Origin of the sequence: Rhodopirellula sp. P2 (assembly GCF_028768465.1) — a bacterium.
Classification (GTDB): domain Bacteria; phylum Planctomycetota; class Planctomycetia; order Pirellulales; family Pirellulaceae; genus Rhodopirellula.
On the sequence record NZ_CP118225.1, the window covers coordinates 2,129,934 to 2,152,583 of the forward strand.

At 57.7% G+C, this 22,650-nt stretch carries 12 protein-coding genes; 5 read left to right on the forward strand and 7 right to left on the reverse strand.

Annotated elements, in window-relative coordinates; all coding sequences use genetic code 11:
- The first annotated feature begins 202 nt into the window (after positions 1-202).
- Positions 203-5,008: an outer membrane protein assembly factor BamB family protein gene (locus PSR62_RS07530; RefSeq protein WP_274407179.1), complete on the forward strand. Its 4,806-nt coding sequence runs from the start codon at positions 203-205 to the stop codon at positions 5,006-5,008.
- Between the two features lie 153 nt (positions 5,009-5,161).
- Here PSR62_RS07530 and PSR62_RS07535 read toward each other — a convergent pair whose 3' ends face one another.
- From PSR62_RS07535 to PSR62_RS07550, 4 genes are all read right to left on the reverse strand, one after another.
- Positions 5,162-9,124: a hydantoinase B/oxoprolinase family protein gene (locus tag PSR62_RS07535; protein WP_274407180.1), complete on the reverse strand. Its 3,963-nt coding sequence runs from the start codon at positions 9,122-9,124 to the stop codon at positions 5,162-5,164.
- Between the two features lie 61 nt (positions 9,125-9,185).
- A complete protein-coding gene (serB, locus tag PSR62_RS07540; RefSeq protein WP_274407181.1) occupies positions 9,186-10,454 on the reverse strand; it encodes a phosphoserine phosphatase SerB in 1,269 nt (422 codons plus the stop codon).
- Positions 10,455-10,501: 47 nt separating this feature from the next.
- Positions 10,502-11,848, reverse strand: a complete 1,347-nt coding sequence (gene trkA / locus PSR62_RS07545) for a Trk system potassium transporter TrkA (RefSeq protein ID WP_274407182.1) — start codon at positions 11,846-11,848, stop codon at positions 10,502-10,504.
- Between the two features lie 4 nt (positions 11,849-11,852).
- On the reverse strand, positions 11,853-12,044 hold the full coding sequence (locus PSR62_RS07550) for a hypothetical protein (RefSeq protein WP_047812898.1): 192 nt from the start codon (positions 12,042-12,044) through the stop codon (positions 11,853-11,855).
- A gap of 316 nt (positions 12,045-12,360) precedes the next feature.
- On the opposite strand from PSR62_RS07550, the gene PSR62_RS07555 reads away from it, so the two are divergent.
- From PSR62_RS07555 to PSR62_RS07565, 3 genes are all read left to right on the forward strand, one after another.
- Positions 12,361-13,569, forward strand: a complete 1,209-nt coding sequence (locus tag PSR62_RS07555) for a lactonase family protein (RefSeq protein ID WP_274407183.1) — start codon at positions 12,361-12,363, stop codon at positions 13,567-13,569.
- A gap of 126 nt (positions 13,570-13,695) precedes the next feature.
- Positions 13,696-15,735: a WD40 repeat domain-containing protein gene (locus PSR62_RS07560; RefSeq protein WP_274407184.1), complete on the forward strand. Its 2,040-nt coding sequence runs from the start codon at positions 13,696-13,698 to the stop codon at positions 15,733-15,735.
- Positions 15,736-15,880: 145 nt separating this feature from the next.
- Positions 15,881-16,618 (forward strand): SDR family oxidoreductase, encoded by a 738-nt coding sequence (locus tag PSR62_RS07565; RefSeq protein ID WP_274407185.1) that lies wholly within the window; start codon positions 15,881-15,883, stop codon positions 16,616-16,618.
- Between the two features lie 517 nt (positions 16,619-17,135).
- Here the strand turns inward: PSR62_RS07565 and PSR62_RS07570 are convergent.
- From PSR62_RS07570 to PSR62_RS07580, 3 genes are all read right to left on the reverse strand, one after another.
- Positions 17,136-18,851, reverse strand: coding sequence for a serine/threonine-protein kinase (locus tag PSR62_RS07570; RefSeq protein WP_338020180.1), 1,716 nt, complete (start codon positions 18,849-18,851; stop codon positions 17,136-17,138).
- Positions 18,838-19,497, reverse strand: a complete 660-nt coding sequence (locus PSR62_RS07575) for an ECF-type sigma factor (protein ID WP_274407187.1) — start codon at positions 19,495-19,497, stop codon at positions 18,838-18,840. Before PSR62_RS07575 ends, PSR62_RS07570 begins: the two co-directional genes overlap by 14 nt.
- A gap of 135 nt (positions 19,498-19,632) precedes the next feature.
- Entirely contained in the window at positions 19,633-20,934 is a 1,302-nt protein-coding gene (locus PSR62_RS07580; protein WP_274407188.1) for a sodium:calcium antiporter, read from the reverse strand.
- 505 nt (positions 20,935-21,439) lie between these two features.
- Here PSR62_RS07580 and PSR62_RS07585 point away from each other — a divergent pair.
- Positions 21,440-22,636: a DUF1571 domain-containing protein gene (locus PSR62_RS07585; RefSeq protein WP_274407189.1), complete on the forward strand. Its 1,197-nt coding sequence runs from the start codon at positions 21,440-21,442 to the stop codon at positions 22,634-22,636.
- Positions 22,637-22,650 lie beyond the last annotated feature (14 nt).

Sequence of the window (22,650 nt, forward strand, 5' to 3'; positions counted from 1 at the left end):
ACCTCTCCCCCAGAATTCGTTGGGGGGAGAGGTGATTCGGTGCAGCAGATGAGACTGGTTCACGAACAACCTGGGGCGATACAATGAGATCGCGTTGTCGAGTCCCGCGCGAGTAACGTGCGTTTGTTCAATAGTTTGTTTTCAATCGGTTTGTGTAGTGAATTCCCACGCCAATCTTCGTCTCGATGCCAAGGTTTCCTGGATGACTCGCTCGACAATGGCGGCGGTGATCTTCGCCGGATTGCTGTTTGCCACTCCCGGGGCATCGAAAATCGCCCTCGCTCAAGGCTTGTTTGATTCGCGGATGCAGATGGGGGATGCCGAGTTCCTGCCGCCCCCGCGAAGCATGCGACAAATCATTCGTGATGCCGAAGAGGCGATCGAGCAAGAACGCTACAGCGACGCGGTCGTTCGATTGGGAGATCTGCTGCTGCGGTCCAGCGACGATCCTGCTTCAGAAATGATGCAGGATTACTACGCTCCGATCGCGGCGGAGGCCGAGGATGAAGTCGACGATCAAGGTGTGCAGCCAGGGCAACCGCTTGGCAACCGAGAGGGCCTGCTGGATCGCAATGGGCGACCGTTGGATGACGAGGCTGCTCAAGCGGAGGAACTGGCGCGGTTGCAACGTCAATTGCCTCGTAGCCTGCTGGACCATGTCCGTGACTTGATCGGTGGTCTTCCGAAAGAAGGCTTGGAGATTTATGAACTGCGTTACGGGCCTTTGGCTGGCAAACTGTTGGAAGAAGCCGGCCCGAAACGCGACTGGAAAACGGTCCAGCGGGTCCGACGCGAGACCTTCCACACCCAAGCCGGCTACAAAGCGTCCGTCCTGTTGGCGGTTCGTGAGTGGATGCTTGGAAACCCGTTGGCCTGTTCGCTGTTGTTGGATGATTTGGTCAGTCAGCAACGCATCGTGGATCAAGTGGGCGAGTCGGTGGTGACTTTGCATGCGATTGCGTGTGCACGTGCCAATCGATCGATCCCGACGCCGGCGAAGTATCCCCAAGCCTTCACTGCGTTGTTTCCTGTCGGCGAACCCGTTGATGAGATTGCCTGGAAGGAATGGGTGCTGGCGCAGAGTGAATCGGAATTGGTGACCGCGGATTCTCTGGCGGAGAACTACCCGTTGTTGGGCGGCGCGGTGGATCGCAATGGTTCTGGTGCCGGACAAATGCCGCTCAGCAATCCACGTTGGATGGTGGAGTCGTCCGCCAGTCCGCGGCAGGAGCGGATGATTCAGGAAAAGACTCAACAGCTCAAAGCCACCGGGCAGTTGCCGCCTCCATCTTGGACGCCACTGCGAGTCGGCGATCAGTTGCTGATGCGAACCACTCAGCGATTGTTGGGGGTCGACTTTCGGACGGGCAAACGAGTTTGGCAGTATCCCTGGTTCGCACCGCCGGAAACCTCGTTGACGCCGGACCTCGCCGATCCAATGGAGGAGGAAGAAGACCCGGTTGATATTCTCGTTCAACGTGTTTGGAACGACGTTCCGTTTGGGCAGATCTCCAGTGATGGTCAGCGAGTCTTCATGATCGATGATCTGAGTAAAATCGAAATTGAACGGTTCAGCCCGTTTGCCAGTCGCGGCATGTCGTCGCTGGCGAACACATTGGTCGCGTTGGATCTCAAAACCCAAGGCAAGTTGCTGTGGCGACTGGGGAAGTCAGAGTCCACCCCGTCCGCCTTGGCCGAAGCGTTTTTCCTCGGACCGCCACTTCCCTTTCGAGGTGACCTGTACGTGATCGCTGAGATCGCGGGTGAAGTGGTGCTGCTGTGCTTGGATCCCGCGGACGGATCCGTTCAATGGCAGCAGGTGTTGGTGGCCGTGGAATCGGGTGGGATTGGTGCCGATCCCGTCCGCCGAGTCGCCGGCGCGATGCCCACCTATCACAACGGAATGTTGATCTGCCCCACGGGAGCTGGCGCCACGGTCGCAGTCAATCTGATCGACCGAACCATTCGTTGGGGGAATCAGATTCCACGAAATCAGGAATTTGTTCATAGCATCTATCGGCCCAACACCCGGGTTTCTTCGAATCAATTGAGCCGCCGTTGGACGCACTCGCTGGCGATCGCCGAAGGCACTTCGGTGGTCCTCACTCCGATTGAGTGCGATCGCTTGCAGGTTCTCGACGTGCTCACTGGACGCAATCGTTTCACGCCCCGAAATCGCATTCGCCTGGCTTACGTTGCGGGGGTCCAAGACGGCCTCTTCTTCGTTGTCGGTGCCGATGAAGTCTCGGCATGTTCGTTGCAAGATGGTACGGAGGTCTGGTCGACACCTCCTGATTTGGTTCGACCGGGGCAACGCATTTCAGGCCGTGGTGTGTTTGGCAGCGATCGCTATTACTTGCCCACCACGACGGATGAGCTGATCGAGATTTCGCTGCAAAACGGTGAAGTGTTGCAGCGCCGGACGGTCCGTTTTCCGCTGGGGAACCTGATCGCAATCGATGGCGAGTTGATCTCCCAATCCGCCACGATGGTGGCGGTCGCTTATGGTGAACAATCGCTGCAACCGCGTGTCGATGCCTTGCTTCAAGAGGACCCGGACAATTTCTTTGCCCTGGTTCGCAAAGCTGAATTGTTGATCGAACAGGAGCAACGTCCCCGAGCGCTGGACCTGCTTCAAAGAGCTCGGGAATTGGATCCTGACAACGATGAAGTGATCATGTTGTCGGTGGAAGCCATGCTGGGAAGTCTGCGTGAAAATCCGAGCGATGCCAATGTCGACTTGGATGCCTTGATGGAGTTGATTGACCAACCCGAGCAACGGGCAGAACTGTTGGTTCTGCAGATCAAAGGGGCGGTCGCGAAACCCGTTCAACAGATCGAGCACACGAAGGCGATGGGACTGTTGCTGGATTTGTCAGAGTTGGTGTTGCGTCATCCGACGCTCAATCGTGACATGGACGCCGTCTTTCCCAATGCGGCTCGTCAGTTCACGGTTGATGATTGGATCAGTGCTCGGGTGTCGCAGTTGGTTTCCACTGCCACCCCGGAAGACATGGTCGCAATGACGCAAGCCGTGGAGTCATTGGTTTCGACGCGAGGGAACATGGACGGGCCCACGTTGATGCGGACGCTGCAGCATTTCTCACCGGTCGTCGATGCGACGCGAGATTTACGGCGCGACATGGCCACGCGGGCTTTGTTGATGGAAGACGGGTTCCTGGCCGAGCGGTTGATTTGGGCGGACACCATGACGACGGATGATGCCTTGGAGTCGTTGAGCAACGATCGTCTGTTGATGCTCTCGAAACTGTACAGCAAAGAGTCCTGGAACCTGGATCGATTGGCGGTGGGAGAGCTGTTGGGCCAACGATTGAGCGAAACGGAGCCCACTGGCGCGGACACCTTCATTGAGGACGCGCTGCAAGCCAACCCTGTTCGCGGTCGTGACTACGAGATGGGCGAACAGTGGCCTCGAAACGTCAACTTGGAATGGCAATCGATGCGAATGCCGCGGTCCAGCATGATGATGAACGACCGGCGTTACGCGAAGACGACTCATCTGATGGGGCGTCAACTGCGTGGTTGGAATGCGATGAGCGACAACATGAACTCCTTGGCGCTGATCAATCCTTACGGGATTCATCGGGCGATCCCGGTCGAGGGTTTCTCGGGGATGCGTTCGTTTGGAAAAGAATTGACCTACAGCGGCAGCCTGATGTTGTTGCTGACTCAATCGGAATTGATCGCAATTGATTTGTTTCGAACCTTGGGAGCCACTGGCGAGGACCCCATTCGTTGGCGACGAACGCTGGGGACCGATGGCCAACCGGTTGCCAAGCGGCGGAGCGCGGCAACACCGTTTGGAAATCAGATCTATCGAAACATGATGGTTTCCGCGACGGCGGACAACGGGGATGCTCAGTTGATTCTGGGGCCGGTTTTGGGGGATCGATTGTTTCTGTTGCAGGGAACGGAACTGATTTGCTTGGACACTGTGACGGGGGAAGAGCGCTGGCGGACGACCACCGAAGCCGTTGGGACCGCGATCGTGCATGCGGATGATCGCGTGATGGTCGTCAGTCGGTCACAGAACCAAATCGAAAGCTATGACATCCACGATGGCGGGTTGTTGGAGACCCAAAAGCGGTCGATGGGATCGGTGATCTCGTCGCTGGGGTCACATCTGTTGACGGTGACACAGGTGAACAAAGACGCCAATTTGCCTGCCGATGTGAGCGAAGAAATGCGAGCCAGCCTGGAGGCGGCCAAAGACATGCTTGACCCTCAGTTGGTCGAACTGATCGACATGAGAACGGGGGAAACGGTCCAGTTTCGAGTCGCGGACACTCAAAACGTGAATGAAACCGCGGCTTACGCGGAAATGACCGACGGTCGTTACTTCACGTTGTTGGATCACACCGGCCGGACAACGATTTGGGATTTGCTTTCAGGACGTGAAATCGCGGATGTGACGGTCCCTGCTCGCCAGGGGCTGTACGGGGTTTCGGTGATGTCAATCCAAGATCAAATGTTGATTCTGCCCCGACACCGAAAACCCAATCGCGATTTGGCTGCGACGCGTTCGGTGGCGGTTTCGGGTGGTGCGGCGGTTCAGCCCATCACCGCGATGCATGCGATCTCAACGGTGGATGGATCGCTGCGTTGGAGTCGCTCGTTTGACGATGCTTGGGGATGCACGGTCGAGCAACCTTGGGTCACTCCGATGCTGCTGATGGCTCGGGCTCATCTCACGGTGCCTGGCAACGGCGTGCGTCGTCGGCAGATGGATGTGATGGGGATCAGCGTTGTTGATGGAAAGACGTTGCACGAGATCGAACGCAAGGAAACGAACAGCAACACCAATGTGATTGAGAGTCGCGTGAAGCTGATTCCGCATCGCAACACGATGCTGGCAGAGATCCAATTGGAATTGTTGACCTACACCTTCAGCGCAGAGGGGACCGACGACGAAGTGACTCCTGAGCCCATCCCACAAACCGATCGTGATGACGACGCGAGCGATGAAGTGGATGACACGCCGGAGTGATCCGTTTCGAAGTTGTCCTGAAACCACTTCGGTAGCTGGGCTCATCAGGGTTCAGGGATCGCTGCAGAAACCGAATGCTGGCGATTCCAGCGACAAGCAAATCGAAAAGGTGACTCGGCACGGTTGCTGTTTGCCGGACACTGGTTCGTTGTTTCATTCGGCGGGGCGTTCTTTGCCATAGCCGCCACCGCCGGGCGTTTCCATGATCAGTCGATCGCCAACGTTGACTTCTCGGCTGGTCGCGAAGGGGAGTTCTGTTCGTTGGGATGGATGCACCAGGGTTTGTCGGCCGGGTTGGCCTGGTTGCCCGCCTTGAATCCCGTAGGCACGCGTTGTTCGCCGGGAGGTGATGAGAGACAGTGTCAAAGGACGAAGGAATTCCATTTCGCGAATCATTCCGTCACCTCCTCGGTTTTGCCCTGCTCCGCCACTGCCACGACGGATGGCGAACCGCCACAGGCGAATTGGCAAACGTGATTCCAAGATTTCAGGGTCGGTGATTCGAGTGTTGGTCATGTGAGTGTGAACCGCGTCAGCACCCGCTTGTGTCGCCGTCGCGCCGGCACCTCCGCCGATGGTTTCGTAGTAACCGAAGGTCTCATCGCCAAGCAGCAGGTTGTTCATCGTGCCTTGGGATGCGGCGGCGACGCCCAACGCGCCGAGCAAGACATCCACCACGCGATTGCTGGTTTCAACGTTGCCTGCGACCACTGCTGGACTGTTCTCGGGGGTGTCGCCGGCAGGCGGCGCGAGCAAGCCCGTTGGGATGACCAGTTCAATGCGTTTGAGCACCCCGTCACACAACGGCAGCTCGCCGGGCACGACGCACCGGAGCACATACAGCACGGCCGCGGTCACGATCGATGGTGTGGCATTGAACCCATTGGGATGGACCGGACCTGTTCCGGTGAAATCGATTCGCAGTCGTCCGGCGGATTGGTCCGGCTGCAAGGTGACTCGCAGGGGCGTGCCGTCATCGAGTGAATCTTCAAAGACGCGTGCCTCGGTTCCCAGCGTGGCAATCCAGGTCGCCGTGGCTTCCCCCGCGACATTCAGCAGCTGCTTCAACAGATCCATCAGGCGAGACTTGGTCATCGAATCAGCCAAGGCCTGAATTCGATTCGCACCGGCCTGCCCTGCCGCTTCGGCCGCCGCGATGTCGGCCATGTTTTCTTCCACATTTCGCGAAGGATATGTGGCGTTGGAAAGCAGTTCGCGAATTCTTGGGTGGTGAGATTGCCCGCCGCGGACCAAGCATTCGTTGTGCAGGACCACGCCTTCTTCAGCCAAACAGGTGGCTGCGGGGGCCATGGATCCCGGAACCATGCCACCGATTTCGGCGTGATGGCAGCGTGAGGCGACAAAGAAGTCGCAGGGCCAACCCGGGGGCCGCGACGAACCGGATGCATTTTCGGCGCAGAAAACGGGAGTCACCACGGTGATGTCAGGCAGGTGTGAACCACCGGCGTAGGGATCGTTGCTGAGGTACGAGTCACCTGGTGACATCTCCGGGTAGTCTTCGATCAAACTGCGAACCGTGTGACTCATCGCCCCCAAGTGAACAGGCACGTGGGGTGCGTTGGCGACCAAGGATCCATCGCCCAGGAACACGGCGCAACTGTAGTCGCGGCGTTCTTTGACATTCACGCTGACACTGGTTCGGCGGATGACTTCGCCCATCGATTCGGCAATCCCTTGCACGCGTCTCGCGGCGATCTCCATCGCGATGGTGTCATTCAGCTTGGCAACGGCCGGAGTCACTGCGGCACGTGTGGACGTGGCTTTGTGGATCTCCAGAATCCCTTCGGCGGACAGGGTGGCGGTCCAGTCCGATTCCACCACCAAGACCGAATAAGGACCCGTCACCACCGCTGGGCCGATGATGGTGTGGCCGGTGTTCAACGCCTCGCGGTCCCAGAGGTCGACATTTCGATAGGCACCCTGGACCCACATCGAGATCGTTTCTGGTTTCGTCTGAGTTGCCGAGGCGACGGGCGAGTTGTCGGAGTCGCCCTGTGTGCCGAGACGACTGGTCTGGTTGGCTTCTCGTTCCAGGGTGGCTTCGCAGCGAACGGTGACCACTTCGAGCGGCATGGAATCCCGGCGGTAACCAAACGTGGCTTGGTGTTTGGCATCGAACCGAGCCGGCAGGGTGTCCAACGGAAACAGATCGACTGGCAAGGTCGACTGAGTTCCTCTTGGACGTGCATCGCATTGATGGACAATTTGCAGGGGCGTGTCCAGCGAGACGTTTTCTTCTTCGCGAAGTTGAGTTTGGCACTGAAGCAGCGTGTCGTTCGCGGCCGATTCCAGTGGCGAGATCGCGTCCTGGCTCAACGCTCGGTTGGAGAGTGGATTCGCCTGGTCTGACACGGCAGATGCGACCGTGAGTTGCAAGGACCGGGATGCGATGCGTCCAATCGGTGCCGCACCCATTCCGACTGCTGAGAGCAACCCTGAATCGGGATGGTCGATCACGTGGGACATTTCCAATGAGTCAGCGACCTGGCAAAGGTGGCCGCCCGCAGCACCGCCAAATCCGACCAGCGCCATTTGCCTCGCGTCGCTTCCTGCGGCGGTGGTGACGACTCGAACGGCCTCGGCCATTTGGGTGACGGCCAACTGCAGGAATCCATCTGCGAGCTGTTCGGGGCTCAGCGTGCTGTCGCTGGGCAATTGTTGGTGGGTTTGCTGCAATGCATTTTGTGCAGCATTCAAGTTCAGTGGGAACGGGAAACGATCGATTGGTAGTCGACCCAACAAGACATTGACATCGGTGATCGTCAAAGGTCCACCGTGCCCGTAGCACGCCGGTCCGGGGAAGGCTCCGGCGCTGTCGGGGCCGACCGTCAAGCGTCCCTCGCGGATCGCACAGACTGACCCGCCACCGGATGCGATCGTGTGGATGTCCATCATCGGAGTCAGCACGCGGATGCCACCGATCATACTTTCTTGTCGTCGTCCAACCGTTCCTTCAAAGCGACTGACATCGGTGCTGGTGCCGCCCATGTCCAGTCCAACGGCACCGGCGACGCCACACTGCTTGGCGACTTCGCCGAGTGCCACGACACCGCCGGCGGGGCCCGACAGCACGCTGTCCTTGCCGCGGAAACCAGCGGAGGCGACCAGATTGCCTCCGCTCGTCATCCAACGCAGATGGCAGTTTGCTTCGCCACCGAATTGCTTCGACACTCGCGCCACGTAGGCTTCTAAAATCGGCAACAAGTAGGCGTCGAGCGTCGTGGTTTCGGCTCGCGGAACGATTCGAGGCAGAGCGGCGACCTCGGTCGAGCGAATCACATCCGTGAACCCAACCTCCTTCGCGATTCGCTGAACGGTCCGCTCGTGAGTGTCATTGCGGTGGGAGTGCAGCAAGCAGATGGCCAGCACCAAATCCTCGGGGCCGGATGCTCTGAGCTCTTGCAAGCAAGAGCGGAGATGAGATTCGTCGAGCGGAATCAGCTCATCTCCATGGGCATCCAACCGACCGCGGATTTCCAACGTTTGAGTTGCCAAAGGTTCCGGTTTGACGATGTCCAAAGCGAACAGATCGGGGCGGTCTTGGGTTCCGATCTGCAGCAGGTTCGCGAATCCTTCGGTGATCAACAGAGCGGTCGGGGCACCGTTGCGAGTGAGCAGCGCATTGGTGCCTCGCGTGGTGCCCATGCGAATGGAGAGCGGGGGGAGCGGCTGCGGCAAGGGGCACGCCAACAAGACTCGCGTCGCCAAAATCGGGGATTCGATTCCGGCATCGAGCACCCAGTTTTGATCGCGGCGAATTTGGTTGACCGGTTGGTTGAATTGCAGTCCAACCGTGTTGGCGGATTGACGCTGGCAACCCAGCACGGTGAACGATTCACCCTCGATCGCTGATTCACCTTGCTCACACAGTTTGGCGGATTCCCAGAAACCGTCGATCGCAAATGGTGGTGGAAGCTCGACATCAACTTGAGTGAAGTCGTCGCTGTGGTCCACCACTCGAACCGACACCAATCCACTGCTGAGGACTTTGATGGCGTCGCGATGGCGATGTCCGTTTGGATTGGTTCGTTGGATCAAGCAATCCGTGAAGGTGCCGCCGACATCAACCCAGACTTCGATCCGTTCAGTGTTCATGGAGAGTCATTTGGAGTTCGAAAAGCCAGTCATCGGCATGTCACCGATCGCGACCGCACGGTTACTCAACCAAGTCGCGGTCTCTGACGCCAAGCAGGTAGAGAACAGCGTCCAGACCCAAGGTGGACATTCGGTGTTCAGCAGATTCCCGCACGATGGGTTTGGCGTGAAAGGCGATTCCCAGGCCGGCGCGGGAGAGCATGGGCAGATCATTGGCACCATCACCGATCGCGATCATCTGTTTGCGGTCCACGCCTTCGTTGGCCGCGAGTTGTTCCAAAAGCAATGCCTTGCGTTCGGCGTTGACGATGGGACCGAGGACCCGTCCCGTCAGTTTTCCGTCGATGATTTCCAGTTGGTTGGCATGCACATGGTCGATGCCCAACAGCTTTTGAAGGTGTTCGCCAAAGTAGGTGAAGCCACCACTCAAAATGGCGGTGGTGTAGCCAAACCGACGAAGGTTCGAAAGCAATCGTTCGGCACCTTCGGTCAACTGCAATCGCTCCGCGACTTTGGGGAGAACGCTCTCGGGCAATCCTTCCAGGGATTGCACGCGTTGGCGAAGCGACTCGTCGAAGTCGATTTCGCCTCGCATCGCTGCTTCGGTGATCGCACTGACTTTTTCTCCGGCCCCGGCTTCCTTGGCCAGTTCGTCGATCACTTCGGCTTGCAGCAGGGTCGAATCCATGTCGAGCGCGACGATCCGTCGATTGCGGCGGAAGGCGTCGTCTCGCTGCCATGCCAGGTCCAAATTCAAACGGTTGGACAGATCCAACAGGCTGGCTTTGAGAGCGTTGGCGTCAGTTGGATCGCCTCGCAAAGAGAACTCCACGCAGGCGCGAGTCAGTTCGTCGCCAGGATCCCGCTCGGGGCGTCCGGACAATCGCGTGATCACGTCGATGTTCAGTCCCTGGTCGGAGACCAACCGACTGACCGCGGCAAATTGCTCGGCGGTAACCGAACGGGAAAGCAGCGTCAGAATGAAACGCGATTTGCCTTGGCGTTTGACCCACGCGTCATAGTCCGCGTCGCAAACGATTTTTGCTTTGCATTTCAGCCCCAGTTTGCGACTTTTTCGCCGCATCTTTCGAATCAGTCGATCGGGATCTTCGCTGCCGGGAATCTGGACCAGCATGCCCAGTAGCAGTGATCGGTGGATCACGGCTTGATTGACGTCGATGACTCGGCAATTGAATCGGTGCAGCCGTTCCGAGATTGACGCGGTCAAACCGGGGCGATCCTCGCCGGTGAATCGCAACAGGACGATGGTCGGTGGACCCATTGCGATTGGGGCGGGGGTGTGCGGGGATGGCAAAGTGGAATCGTTCACAACAGCGTGGGGGTTGGACTCAGGAGCGTTCTTAGTGGCGGGCACAATCAGTCGCTGTGAAAGAGTGAAAGGACTTCGTCGGCATCGGACAAATCGATCAGGGCAACGATGATGTCGTTGACTTCCAGGACATCGTCAGCGGTTGGCACACGCACGAATCCGTCGCGTTGAATCGCGGCAATCAAGCAGCGGCCTGCCAGCGGAAGGTTGGCCAGCGATGCTTGTGTGACAGCGGAGCCTTCCAGGATTTCCAGTTCGTAAACGCCGATTGAACCGTTGGGCAATTTGCTTTGGCTGATGATGGCTCCTTCGTTGAGGAACCCCAGGATTTGTCGAGCGACGACGTCCCGTTCACTGACGGCCAAGTCGATGCCCAGTTTTCCGACCACGTTGGCGTAGTCCGGTCGCCCCACCACGCACATCACGCGAGAGGCACCCAGTTCACGGGCCTCGACGCCGGCCATGATATTGTTTTCGTCGTTTCCAGTGCAGCCAACGAAGTAGTCCACCGTGCCGCCGCCTTCGTCTTCTAGGACGCTGCGTCGGTTGGCGTTGGCGTGCACCACCGTGACGTCGGGCAGCAATTTAGCCAATTGCTCGCAACGTTTCGCGTCTTGTTCCAGCAGCACGGTGCGAAAGTCTTCGCGGCCCAGCAGTCCGGCCAAGTGGTAGCCGGTTTCTCCGCCGCCCGCGATCATGACCTTGGATTGTTTGCGACGTCGTTTTTCGCCGCCAAAGATTTGCCGAGCCACACTGACGGCGTCCGGCATCCCGACCAAGCTGACTCGGTCACCGGCGCGTGTTTCGTCGGCACCGCTGGCGATCCACATGCGGCCTTCTCGGGCCAGGGATCCCACTCGGACCCTGGGCGGAAGTTGCAGTTCCATGAGCTTCTTGCCTGCGGCAGCGGATCCGACTGCCACGTCCATTTCGTAGACCTGCAATTGGCCACGCGCGAAGTGTTCCAGTGGAATCGCGTCGGGGTTGCGAATCGCGCGAGCCAGTTCCGAAGCGGAAAGTTGTTCGAGCGAAAGCAGACTGTCGATTTGAAAGTGACGCTGATAGTCAAACGTCGAAAGGTCACGAAAGGCGGGGGCGTAGACACGCGCAATCGCGCGACGAGCACCCAGTGCTTTGGCCATGCTGGCGGCAACGATGTTGACCTCGTCGTCTCCGGTGACCGCCAGGCACAAGTCGGCGCTGAGCACGTCGGCGGAGAACAGCACGGTGCTCTGAGAGGCATTGCCCTCGATCGCACGCACGTCCAATTCGCTGTTGATGGATCGCACGATTTCAGGATCGCTGTCGATCAGCGTGACGCTGTGCCGGCGTCTGCACAGCATGTCGGCGATCCAGCGTCCAACGGTGCCGCCACCGAGAGTCAGAATCCTCATCGGCTCAGACCATCCAGTCCAAGACGAGAACCAAGGCGAAAACGACCGCCATGAAGCCGGTGATCCAACGGGCGGTGTGGAAGGCGTGTCGCAGGATCAACGACAAATCCTCGTGCCGAGTCGCACCAAATACCAACGAGATCGCAATGATCAGTGGCAGGTAGTACAGCAAATAGGTAGGCGAAATTGAAAGCACGGCGGATTCCAGGAAAGGTTTGAAGCACCTGCATCCTAGATCAAACCACCGCGAATCGGCAATGTCATGGGAGGAGAGCTCCTAGCTCCTAAGCAGGTCGGCTGGAATGATCGGGCACAACCATGTGAGCCGTTTGGGCGTTAGCCCCGGTTGCGTGTGAAAACCGTGGCTAACGCCAACGGCTCACATACCCGATGACACCTGCGTACCTGCTTAGCCCCTGTGCCCTGCCCCACTTTCCTCCCTCGCCACGCCTACTGGGGTATGATGCCCCCTTCGGCGAGTTTTTCTCGCCAAACAGGCAAGAATTGCATCCATGATCGGAGAGACGCAGATGAGCAGCGGATTGAGCGGCAACGAGCAAGTGGCAACGCGAACGAGGTGGGGGGCGAAACGGGTCCTGGTGGCCGTGGTTGCCTGCGTGGCTTTGCAAGGGAATTTGGCGATGGCGGAAACACTGAACGTTTGGTTTGGAACCACCACCCCTCGGGGAGGTGCCAGTGAAGGGATCTACCATGCCACCTTCGACACCGAATCGGGCAAGCTGAGTCCGGCGTCCTTGGCGGTGGAGGCCCAGCAACCTGGGTTCTTGGCGATGCATCCGAGCAAGCCCGTGCTGTACGCCTCCAGCGGAAGTGGCGTCACGGCTTACCGTGTGCAAGCTGATTCCAAGGACGCGAAGTTGGTTGAAATGGGCGCGGTCGAGAGCGGTGATGGGGGAGTCGCTCACTTGGCGACCGATCGCACGGGAACCGTGCTGCTCTCGGCACAATACGGCGGTGGCTCGACGACGCTGTATGAATTGGCCGAAGACGGTGCGGTCGCACGTCGCGTGGAGGTCTATGAACACAATGACCTGTTGTCCCCGGCGGGATCAGGCGTGGTCGGAAACCGCCAGGATGCACCGCATGCACACTGGGTTGGGACCTCGCCAGACAACCGATTCGCGTTCACTCCGGATTTGGGAATGGACAAGGTCGTGATTTGGAAATTGGATCCAAGCGGTCCCTCGCTCACCCATCATGGTTTTGGCGAAGGGATTCCCGGTGGTGGCCCACGTCACATGAAGTTCAGCCCGGATGGAAAACGCATTTACCTGCTCAACGAATTGGCTCTTTCCGTCACGGTGTTCGACTACGACGCCAAGGCGGGCACCATGGCGGCTGGACAAACCATCCCCGCCCTGTCGGAAGAGACCAAAGCGAAAGAACGTTTCAACAGTTCGTCTGAGATTCGAGTGCATCCCTCCGGCAAGTTTGTTTACTCGGCGAACCGAGGTCACGACAGCATCTCCGTTTTTCGTCTCGATGAGTCTGGTAAAATGGAACTGGTGGAGGTCGAAGCCATTCGTGGCGGTTGGCCTCGCAACTTCAATCTCGATCCCAGCGGTCGTTGGTTGATCGCTGCGGGCAGAGACAGCCACACCGCCACGGTCTTTGAAGTCGACGGGGACACTGGCGAACTGACCTTCACACGTCAAACCCAACCGGTTCCCACTCCCATCTGCGTGCTGTTCAGCAAGTAGCTGGAATCAACTGATCGAGGGCTCAAGCGGGTCGGAGCCCTCGGTCGAACCACGTCACCGACAGAGGGTGCAATGATGAGACTTCCGAGTTGTTTTGGAGGGCTTTTGGTTTCGCCCTGCCTGTTCATGTTCATCGTCCTTTTGGTCGGCATGTCAGATGTCGGTTTCGCAGACGACACTCCCGGTGAAAGCGTCTCCAGCGGGGACGCTTCTGGATCGGCCGAGTGGCGGGAACCGGTGGAGTTCACTCGCCGAAGTCTTGAACTGCCGGGGTACGTGCAGCCGGCTTTGGGAGCCGCAGACGACAAAGCGGTCATCGCAGTCGCCTTCTCGCAAGATTCAAAATGGATGGCCACCGGCAACGCCGCAGGCCAAGTCTTGCTGCGCCGCACCGGCGAACCCGAAGTGCAGCACGAGATGATCGGTGAACACCACACGATTGTCCGCGGTCTTCAATTTCTCAGTGGAGGGAAATTTCTGGCGTCCCTGGATGTCGAAGGTCGTTTGCTTCTGTGGTCCACCAGCACCGGCAAACGGATTCAAGAGTTGGCGCCCATTGATCAGGTGCTTGCGATGGGTGTGGGGAGCGATGACGGTCGGCTCATCGGGCTCTCCGAGGGAACCACGTTGCAGATTTGGGAGCAGGGAGATGATCGGTGGGATGAGACGCAGGATGTCTCGCTGGAGATGCCCTGTTCCTTGTTGTCAGTCAGTCGGGATGCCAACGTGGCAGTGGTTGTTTCGCAAAACAACAGCTGGCAGGTTCACCGATTGCCGGCGATCGGTGCTGGACGAGCAGAGGAAAACGAGACGCGTGACATCGTCAGCGAAGAGCCATTCACGGCCAATCCAAACGGTCTGAACACCATCAGTGCTGTCCGTGTGTCGGCGGACGGTGGGCGGGTGGCATTGGGGTGGGACGATGGATCCGTCAGCGTTCACTTGACCGAAGACGGCAGTGAAAAATTTCGCTGGAAAAAACATCCCAACCGAGTCACCAATCTCTGCTTTTCAAAAACGGGCAAGACGTTGTTGAGCGGATGTTTTCGGGACCGCATTCGTGTCTGGGACCTTGCCAGTGGTCAGCACATCAATGATCGAGATGTGGGATTGGAATTGGTCGCGGCGATGGAGTTGACGGACGACCCGCAACGCTTGGTGGTTGCGGGAGCCGGGCCGGATGTTGTTGTGTTGGATGTGCAGGTCCCCGCGGATCGATTCGTTCCGGCGTTTGCCCGGCCGCGAGCCTGGAACAACAAAGCCGTCCACGGGGTGCGGTTTGTTCCAGGAAAAGACGAAATCGCGGTGGTCTCGAAACTGGGCACGATTGAACGCGTGAATCTGCAGGGGAAACGTCTCCAGAAGGGAACGTTGCTCGAGCCAGGTCGCGACAAACTGGTCACCGCCATGGTTTCTCCTGATGGCCAGTTCAGTGCGCGAGGTTATGCGTCGGGGGAGGTCCTGGTTCATCGTCAGGGAAATGGAAACCCGCTCTGGAAGTCGAACCTGGGGAGTCGAGTCAATGCGCTGGATATCTCCCATGATTCCAAGTGGTTGGCGGTCGCCAGCGGTCGGAATTCCGTTTTGCGAGTCGTGGATCTTCCGACCGGACGGGAGGTTTCTCGCACGGTGAATTTAGATCAAGACATTCGCCGGGTGCGTTTTGATCCAGACGGAGCAACCCTGCTTTCGAACGGGCATCAAGGTCGACTCTCCGATCATATCGGCGTGTTGACGCGATGGTCCGTCAAGGATGCGGCGCAGCTCAATCGAGTCCAAACGCCCGACATCTACAGTTGTGTGGAAATCAGCCCCGACGGATCCCGGATTGTCACTGGTGGCATGACCGGCGTGGTGCAATTGTTCGATGATCAATTGCGATTGCTAAAAACGTATGAAGTGGGTGGGCGTGGTGGAATTCACGTGCTGCGTTTGTTTGATTCAAAGCGTTTGTTTGTCGGGACCTACAAAGGCAATGTGCTGTGCATCGACTTGGAGACGGGGGTGGAGCTTGCCAGGTTCGAAGCATTGCCGGAACACTTGTTGATGCCAGTGCGAGACATCGACTACGACCCTGAAACAGAAACGCTGGTCGCGGTGGGCGGCTACGACGGGCAAGAATCCATGCGTCTCTATTCGCTCCAAGATGTGTTTCCCAGTAAGTGACAACGTGGTGGACCCCGTGCTGGCGACACCACCTCGCCTCCATCAGTGATCTTGGATCGGGATTTCGTGGCGTTCCTGCTCGATGGATGATCATTGCTGATTTGAACGCACAGCTACATCAAGAACGCAAACAGGAGTCCTTTGAATGAACAAGGCGAATCAGGTTGCCATTGTCACCGGCGGGGCGCGTGGGATCGGTGCGGCGATTGCCGAACGATTGGCGAGCGACGGATTTTCGGTGGTGGTCAACTACGCAAACAGTTCCAAGGCGGCCGATGAACTGACCCAACAAATCATAAAAGCGGGTGGTTCCGCACTGTCATTTCAAGCCGATGTGAGTGACTCGGACGCGGTCGAGAAACTCTTTGATTTCGCGACGGAGTCGTTTGGCGGGGTGGACGTGTTGGTCAACAACGCTGGCGTTCTGAAGATGCAACCGCTTGCAGAGACCTCGGACGAGGATTTTGCTCGGCTGGTCGATGTCAACCTGAAGGGGTGTTTCCACACGATGCGAGAAGCGTCTCGCCGACTTCGTGATGGTGGCCGGGTGATCAATCTGTCGTCCAGCGTCATCGGATTGCGAATGCCCAACTACGGTGTTTACTCCGCAACAAAAGCGGCTGTGGAGGCCATGTCGTCTGTGCTGGCGAACGAATTGAGGGGACGACAGATCACAGTCAACTCCGTCGCACCTGGGCCAACCGCGACCAAGCTTTTCCTGGATGACAAGTCAGATGAGTTGATCGATCGGTTAACGAACATGTCGCCGCTGGAACGTCTGGGACAACCCGATGACATCGCATCCGTGGTGTCCTTTTTGGCCGGTCCGGATGGGGCTTGGGTGAATGGCCAAACGCTGCGGGCCAATGGTGGGGTTGTTTGAGAGTGGAAAGAGCCACAGAGCCACAGGGAGCTAAGCAGGTGTCATCGGGTATGTGAGCCGTTGGCGTTAGCCACGGTTTTCACGCGCAACCGGGGCTAACGCTGGACTGTCAAAAGGTTGGTATTGACATGGGAAATGCGACGTTGATTTTTATTCTGTCCTACGCCCCAACGGGGCAGCTCTAAGATAGCCCCAGGCATCGCCTGGGGTTTCGTTACGGAGATTCCGACACCAGCCCCAACGGGGCGGCCCTAAGAAAGACTCCCCAAAACCCGCTAGGACCGCCCCCGTTGGGGCTTTGTAATCTTGGTCCCGCCACAACCCAGGGCGTTGCCCTGGGCTGGCATAGGGCTGCCCCGTTGGGGCGAAGTCGAGGAACGAAACCTGCGCAGTCCAAAGCGGTGTCAATACCAACCTTTTGACAGCCCAGGCGAACGCCCTTCGGCTCACATGGTTGTGCCCGATCATTCCAGCCGACCTGCTTAGGAGCTAGGAGCTAGGAGCTAGGAGCTAGGAATCAGCGGATGTTGGCTTGCTCGATTTCGGTGAGCTCTCGCTGGGCATTGGTGACACTTCGGCCGCCTAGTTTTTGACGCCAGTGTTCTGATTTCATTGCCATCGCGTACAACCCGCATGAGACAGCGAGTCCGATCACGCCCACGATCAGCGATGGATAAAGTGAGTTGGGGTGCAGCACGGGATCGAATCCAGCAGCGACGACGACGGGGATCCAAATCAACCACCATGCGAAACCGATGATCGGCCCGACCCGCAGTGAAAAGTTTCTGACTCCATTGAGCCTCTCACGGATATCGGTGATCGGTTGGGAGGTGTCGATGCGTTTGACGCGAACCAACACGTTGGCGGCGGAAATGATCAAGAACAACCCGTAGACGTGCACGATCACGCCACTGACCAGTCGATGTGGCACATGCGTGTTGGGCGCCCAGCAGTAGGCTCCCAAGGCGATGAGTGCCACACCGAAGAGGATTTGAAGCACCTGTCCGGCGAACAGAGGCCGCAGCGATGACTCGACCCGCTCCATGAGTTGGCGACGGGTCAACAACAATCGGCCCGCCAGTTCTTGGTCTTGAATTCCCATGGACGTGTGACCGCGGTCGCGTGGAGAGTCTGTGCCCATCAGCTGAGTCGGGGCCAGAGCGGCACCGTCACCCGAGGCAATGGACTGCATGTCGGATTTGATTTGGCTGGCTCGCTGATACCGACGCTGCGGCTCCTTCTCGAGCGTTCTCAAAACAACATCATCCAAACGAACATCGATCTCGACCTTTTTCGAAGGCGCGGCAAAACGACCGATCGGAAGTTCTCCCGTCAGCATTTCGTAGAAGACCACGCCCAGCGAATAGATGTCGGCGCGGTGGTCGACTCCGTGTGCACCTTCGAGTTGTTCCGGAGCCATGTACCTGGGGGTTCCCATGATCTGGTGTGTTCCGGTGAGTGCTGACGGTTGATTTTGATCACCAAGAAGTCGGGAAAGTCCGAAGTCGGCGATCTTCACCGAACCATCCCTGGCGATCAGGATGTTTTCCGGTTTGATGTCGCGATGAATGACGCCGTTGTCATGAGCGTACTGAAGTGCGTCGCAAAGATGCGGCACGATCGTGAGCGCATGAGCGGGAGCGAGCTGGCCGGCCGCGACCACATCCCGCAGCGTGGATCCGTCGACGTATTCCATCAAGAAATAGTAGGTGTCGTCAACGTGTCCGAACTCATAGACCGACACGATGTTGGGATGGTTCAATTTTGCCAGCGTGCGAGCTTCACGAGTGAACCGCAATGCAAACTTGACGTCGTGTCCAAATTCTTCTGGCAGGATTTTGAGTGCAACAACTCGATCCAAACCTTCCTGGCGTGCTTTGTAGACGGCTCCCATCCCTCCTGCGCCCAGCAACTCGGTGATCTTCAAAGTGGGGAATCGATTTCCCAGTTGCTCCACCGTTGGCGGATGGAAGGCGCGCGTGGGTTGGCCGTTCCCGCGGAGAGCGTCACGGATCACTTGGTCCTTGTCGGGGAAACGATCCAGGTAGTCTTGCTCGGTGGGCTGCTCGGAGCGTCGCCGCCGATAGTCGACATCCAACACAATCAGTTCGGCCAGCAGGACGTCTCGTTCGTCCGGTGGAATGTCCTCGGTCAGATAGGAGTCAATGCTGGGCGATTGATCGGTTTGCCATTTGTGCTCGAAGTCCGCGCACAGGTCGTCAATTCGTTCCAAGGTCGCGATCGGTAGTTTTTTCTGGCGGATGCTCATCGAACAATTCCTGGTGACATTTTTCGCGGATGAGGTGCAGACGACGCTCAATCGTCCGTTCGGAGCATCCAAATCGTGCGGCAAGTTCCGCGTTGGAATACCCTTCTAACTTGGCACCCGCTAAATCTCGCAATTGCCCGACACCCAAATGAGAAAAAAATTGCTGCACGGATTCCTGCATCATCAATACCATCTCGGGTGATGGCTCGTCGCCGATGGCTTCGATGAAGTTCTCGTTGTCGTCACGTTTGTCCAGGGAATGAAGCTGAACATCCCCGCCCCGCCGCTGGCGATGGTCACGACGTTTTTTGTCGACCACTTTTCGGGCGGACATCTTCAGCAGCAAACGCCACAAATCGTCTCGGTCGGACAGATCCGGAAAACGGCCTTTTTGAGCGGCCGAATAAAAACTGTCGAAGACGCTCAGAACAATGTCTTCTTCGTCGGAGACGGCGCGGTTTTGGCCGAAGAGTTTGTTTCGAACCGATCGCACCAGCCGATCATAGTAGTGCTGCCAAATCTGGTTGGCGGCGATGGAATCGCCGTTTTTGACTTGGTCGATCCAGTGGCTGACATTTTGAGGTTCCGACATGGAAGACAACTGTTGCATCGCGGGACACCTGTGACAACACCACGTTGATGTCGCTTTCAATCGTGGCTGAGCGAGGTTCCCGACAGCACGGTGAATCAGTCGACAGCAAGTGAGTTGGCGGTTCTGGTTTTGCGATGGCCCGGCCCGAGCGGGTTAGGTGATCGCTCCAATCGCAGGCAGCCTTTGCAGCAGGCTTTGCAAGCGGTCCGAGATTTGGTGGACAAATGCGACCTCTTGTTCATGGGCGATGATGTAAAGCACGAACAAGGTGTACATGGCGAGCAAGGCGAAGGCCTTGCCTCGTTTCATTTCGACGGTTTGGGTCCCATCCGCGGCGACACCTCGTTTGCCGATGTAGTAGATCAAGAAGCCGATGATGGTCAGGATGAAGAGGAACAATCGAAGTTCACCGCTTTGCGCTGCGATCTCAGGTTCCATTTGGATCGGGCCGTGAACCAAGGTGAACAGAAACAGCGGAAATCCAAGTGCAAAGCAGATGTCAAAGATGTTGCTGCCCAACGCGTTGGCCACCGCGTCGTCGTAGTCACCGTCCCGAGCATCGCGAATGGACATGACCGTGTCCGGAACGCTGGTTGCCATCGAAGCAAAGATGACCGCGACGAACATCGCAGGCATGCCCAGCCCTTGGAAGGTTTGCCCGAACAATTCGTAGGAAGGGTTCTCGAGGTTGGCCGGGCCGCTGCCAAGCCACTCGCAGGCCAACACCAACGCCCAGCAGGCAACGGCAATGACCCCCGTGCTGGTCAGAAGCAATCCCCAGCCGTTCCAGGTCTCTTGCTTCATCTGTTCGCGGTGATGGTCTTTGACAAACCATCGTTCCAGATCCAGCAACGGTCCTCCGGAGACCCAGTAGAACAAGGTGGCGAACAGGCTGCGGGGAGCATCCTCCTCCTGCTCTTCGTCATCATCGTCTGGTTGTTCGTCGTTGGAGGACAGTTCGGAAGGCTTCATCGTTGTCAGCATGTACACCAGGTAGGCCCCGTACATCAGCATCAGAATCAGACCTTGCCACCAATGAAGTTGTTCCCCGTTGATCAGCAGGATCAGAATGAACTCGCAGAGAATCAACGAGAGGCCATCTCGCAGCAGAACGCGGGTGGAAACGTTGACCGAAGTGACGCGGACTCCCATCACGACAAAGCCCACCACGCTGAGAATGCAGACGGCCGGGATGATCATCCCGTTGAACAACGCGCTGCCTGCTGTGGTGCCGATTCCAATCGAAAAACCATCGCGATCGGAAAGCACAAACAGGGCGATCAGGGTCGTGAAGAGTTCCGGGATGGAACTGGAGATGGCATTGATCGTGCCGCCGCGAACGCCTTCAGAAAGGTTGCGGCCGATGTACTCACTCGCGATTTCGAAACCGTCGCAAGCTCGCCAGATGACCAAGCAAGTGAGGAAGATCAGAACGAGTGGGATGACGATGCCCATGGAAGCCTTTGACGACGGAAAGAGGAAGTTCGGTTCGTTGAATGCTCGCGACCCCAAAGAATGACATCGCGACGGTAACAATTACAAGTGGCGGATCAACTTTGCCAGTGCCCCGGATGGTGTTCGGGTTCCACAATTGGTTTCACGAGGGTGTCTCAGAATGCAATGGATGCATGTCAAAATGAATGCAGCATGCTCTGAGATGACTCGGCGGTTGCTGGATGAGGAGACTCCCCTGCCCCGTGAAACATCCCGCGAGGCGCGTTTTGCGGGACTTCAGACGCGGAAGGCTATGCCGATTTTGACGACGGTCCAGGCGCCCGCACTTTCGTTCCAGTCCAGATTGGTCCTTTTCAGTTGTTTCGACTCGGGACGCCGCTAGTCTGAAACTTTGACTTTTGCAGACAATCGGCACGCTTCGTGCACCAACGGACATCGCCGCCTGGGCCGAACGAGCACCACCGGAAACAAACGGACTTTTGACCGCCATTTGGAGCCACCTTCCATGCCGACCCCATCGCTGACTCACCGCCTTCGACTGAAAAGCCTTTTTGCGTCCTCACTGGCACTGTCGTGTGTCGCGTTGGGATCGCTGTCTGGCCCGCAAGAGGTTTGTGCTGACGAAAGTACTTCAGCGTCCCAGCAGACTGCCCACGTTGGCAATTTTGATGATGGACGAGTGTCGGTGCAGAAGATTGCTGTGGAAGACGCCACTGACCAGTTGGCCAAGCAGGCAATCGCCGAGCTGGGATTGGACGATTCAAACGTCATCCAGCAAGTGTCGGCCACATCGCCGGTGACATCGCCGGTGACATCGTTCTCCGCGAAAGAGACCTTGGTTCCGTTGATGGACGCGAAGGGCACCGCCGGCAATCCGGATGATCATCGATCAACCCCACCAATCGCCGATCATCCTTTGGGTTGGGCGCTCGGGTTTGCCCAGGCCCATGCTGACCACATTCGTCAACACGTCAGCGACTACAGTTGCAAGCTGATCAAACGCGAACGGATTGATGGCGTTTTGCAGACGCCTCAAATCATGGACGTGGCGGTTCGAGTGGAACAAGCCAACGAGCAAGGTGATGTCTCGCCGATGTCGGTGTTTCTGCAGTACCAGTCACCACGCACCCTTCGTGATCGTCGTGTGCTCTACATCGAGGGCGAGAACGAAGGCAAAGCCCGGGTTCGAAAAGGCGGTGGAGCACTGAGCTACCTCGTGTTGTCGATTGATCCACATGGTCGGCAAGCCAAAGAACAAAGCAACTACCCGATCACGGACATTGGATTTGACAAGATCATGAACCGTTTGATCGGGTTGATCGAATTCGACATGGAGAATGATCCCAGCGGTGACAACACCGAAGTGACCTACTTTCGCAACGCCCGGGTGATGGGCCGTCCAGCCACGCACATTCAAATCGTTCATCCAACCCAGGAAGGCGGGGTCACATTCCATCGTGCCAACGCGTTCATCGACGACGAACTGCACGTGCCGATTCGTTTGGAGGTCTACGATTGGCCAGCTTCGGAAGGTGATTCACCTGAGTTGAAGGAAGAGTACACCTACGCGGATCTGAAGCTGAACGTCGGTTTGGCGGATGCCACGTTTGCATCGACTCGCTTGAAAGGCAAACTGAACGGCCACGTTGGTCTGACCGAAGCCGATTCGAAAGTCAGTCCCAACGCCGTTGCCAAAGACTGATGTTCCTGGCAGCT

Coding starts and splice junctions, on each gene's coding strand:
- PSR62_RS07585 (WP_274407189.1), top strand. CDS start 21,440: ATGCCGACCCCATCGCTGACTCACCGCCTTCGACTGAAAAGCCTTTTT.
- PSR62_RS07535 (WP_274407180.1), bottom strand. CDS start 9,124: ATGAACACTGAACGGATCGAAGTCTGGGTTGATGTCGGCGGCACCTTC.
- PSR62_RS07575 (WP_274407187.1), bottom strand. CDS start 19,497: ATGCAACAGTTGTCTTCCATGTCGGAACCTCAAAATGTCAGCCACTGG.
- PSR62_RS07530 (WP_274407179.1), top strand. CDS start 203: ATGACTCGCTCGACAATGGCGGCGGTGATCTTCGCCGGATTGCTGTTT.
- trkA (WP_274407182.1), bottom strand. CDS start 11,848: ATGAGGATTCTGACTCTCGGTGGCGGCACCGTTGGACGCTGGATCGCC.
- PSR62_RS07580 (WP_274407188.1), bottom strand. CDS start 20,934: ATGGGCATCGTCATCCCACTCGTTCTGATCTTCCTCACTTGCTTGGTC.
- PSR62_RS07565 (WP_274407185.1), top strand. CDS start 15,881: ATGAACAAGGCGAATCAGGTTGCCATTGTCACCGGCGGGGCGCGTGGG.
- PSR62_RS07555 (WP_274407183.1), top strand. CDS start 12,361: ATGATCGGAGAGACGCAGATGAGCAGCGGATTGAGCGGCAACGAGCAA.
- PSR62_RS07560 (WP_274407184.1), top strand. CDS start 13,696: ATGTTCATCGTCCTTTTGGTCGGCATGTCAGATGTCGGTTTCGCAGAC.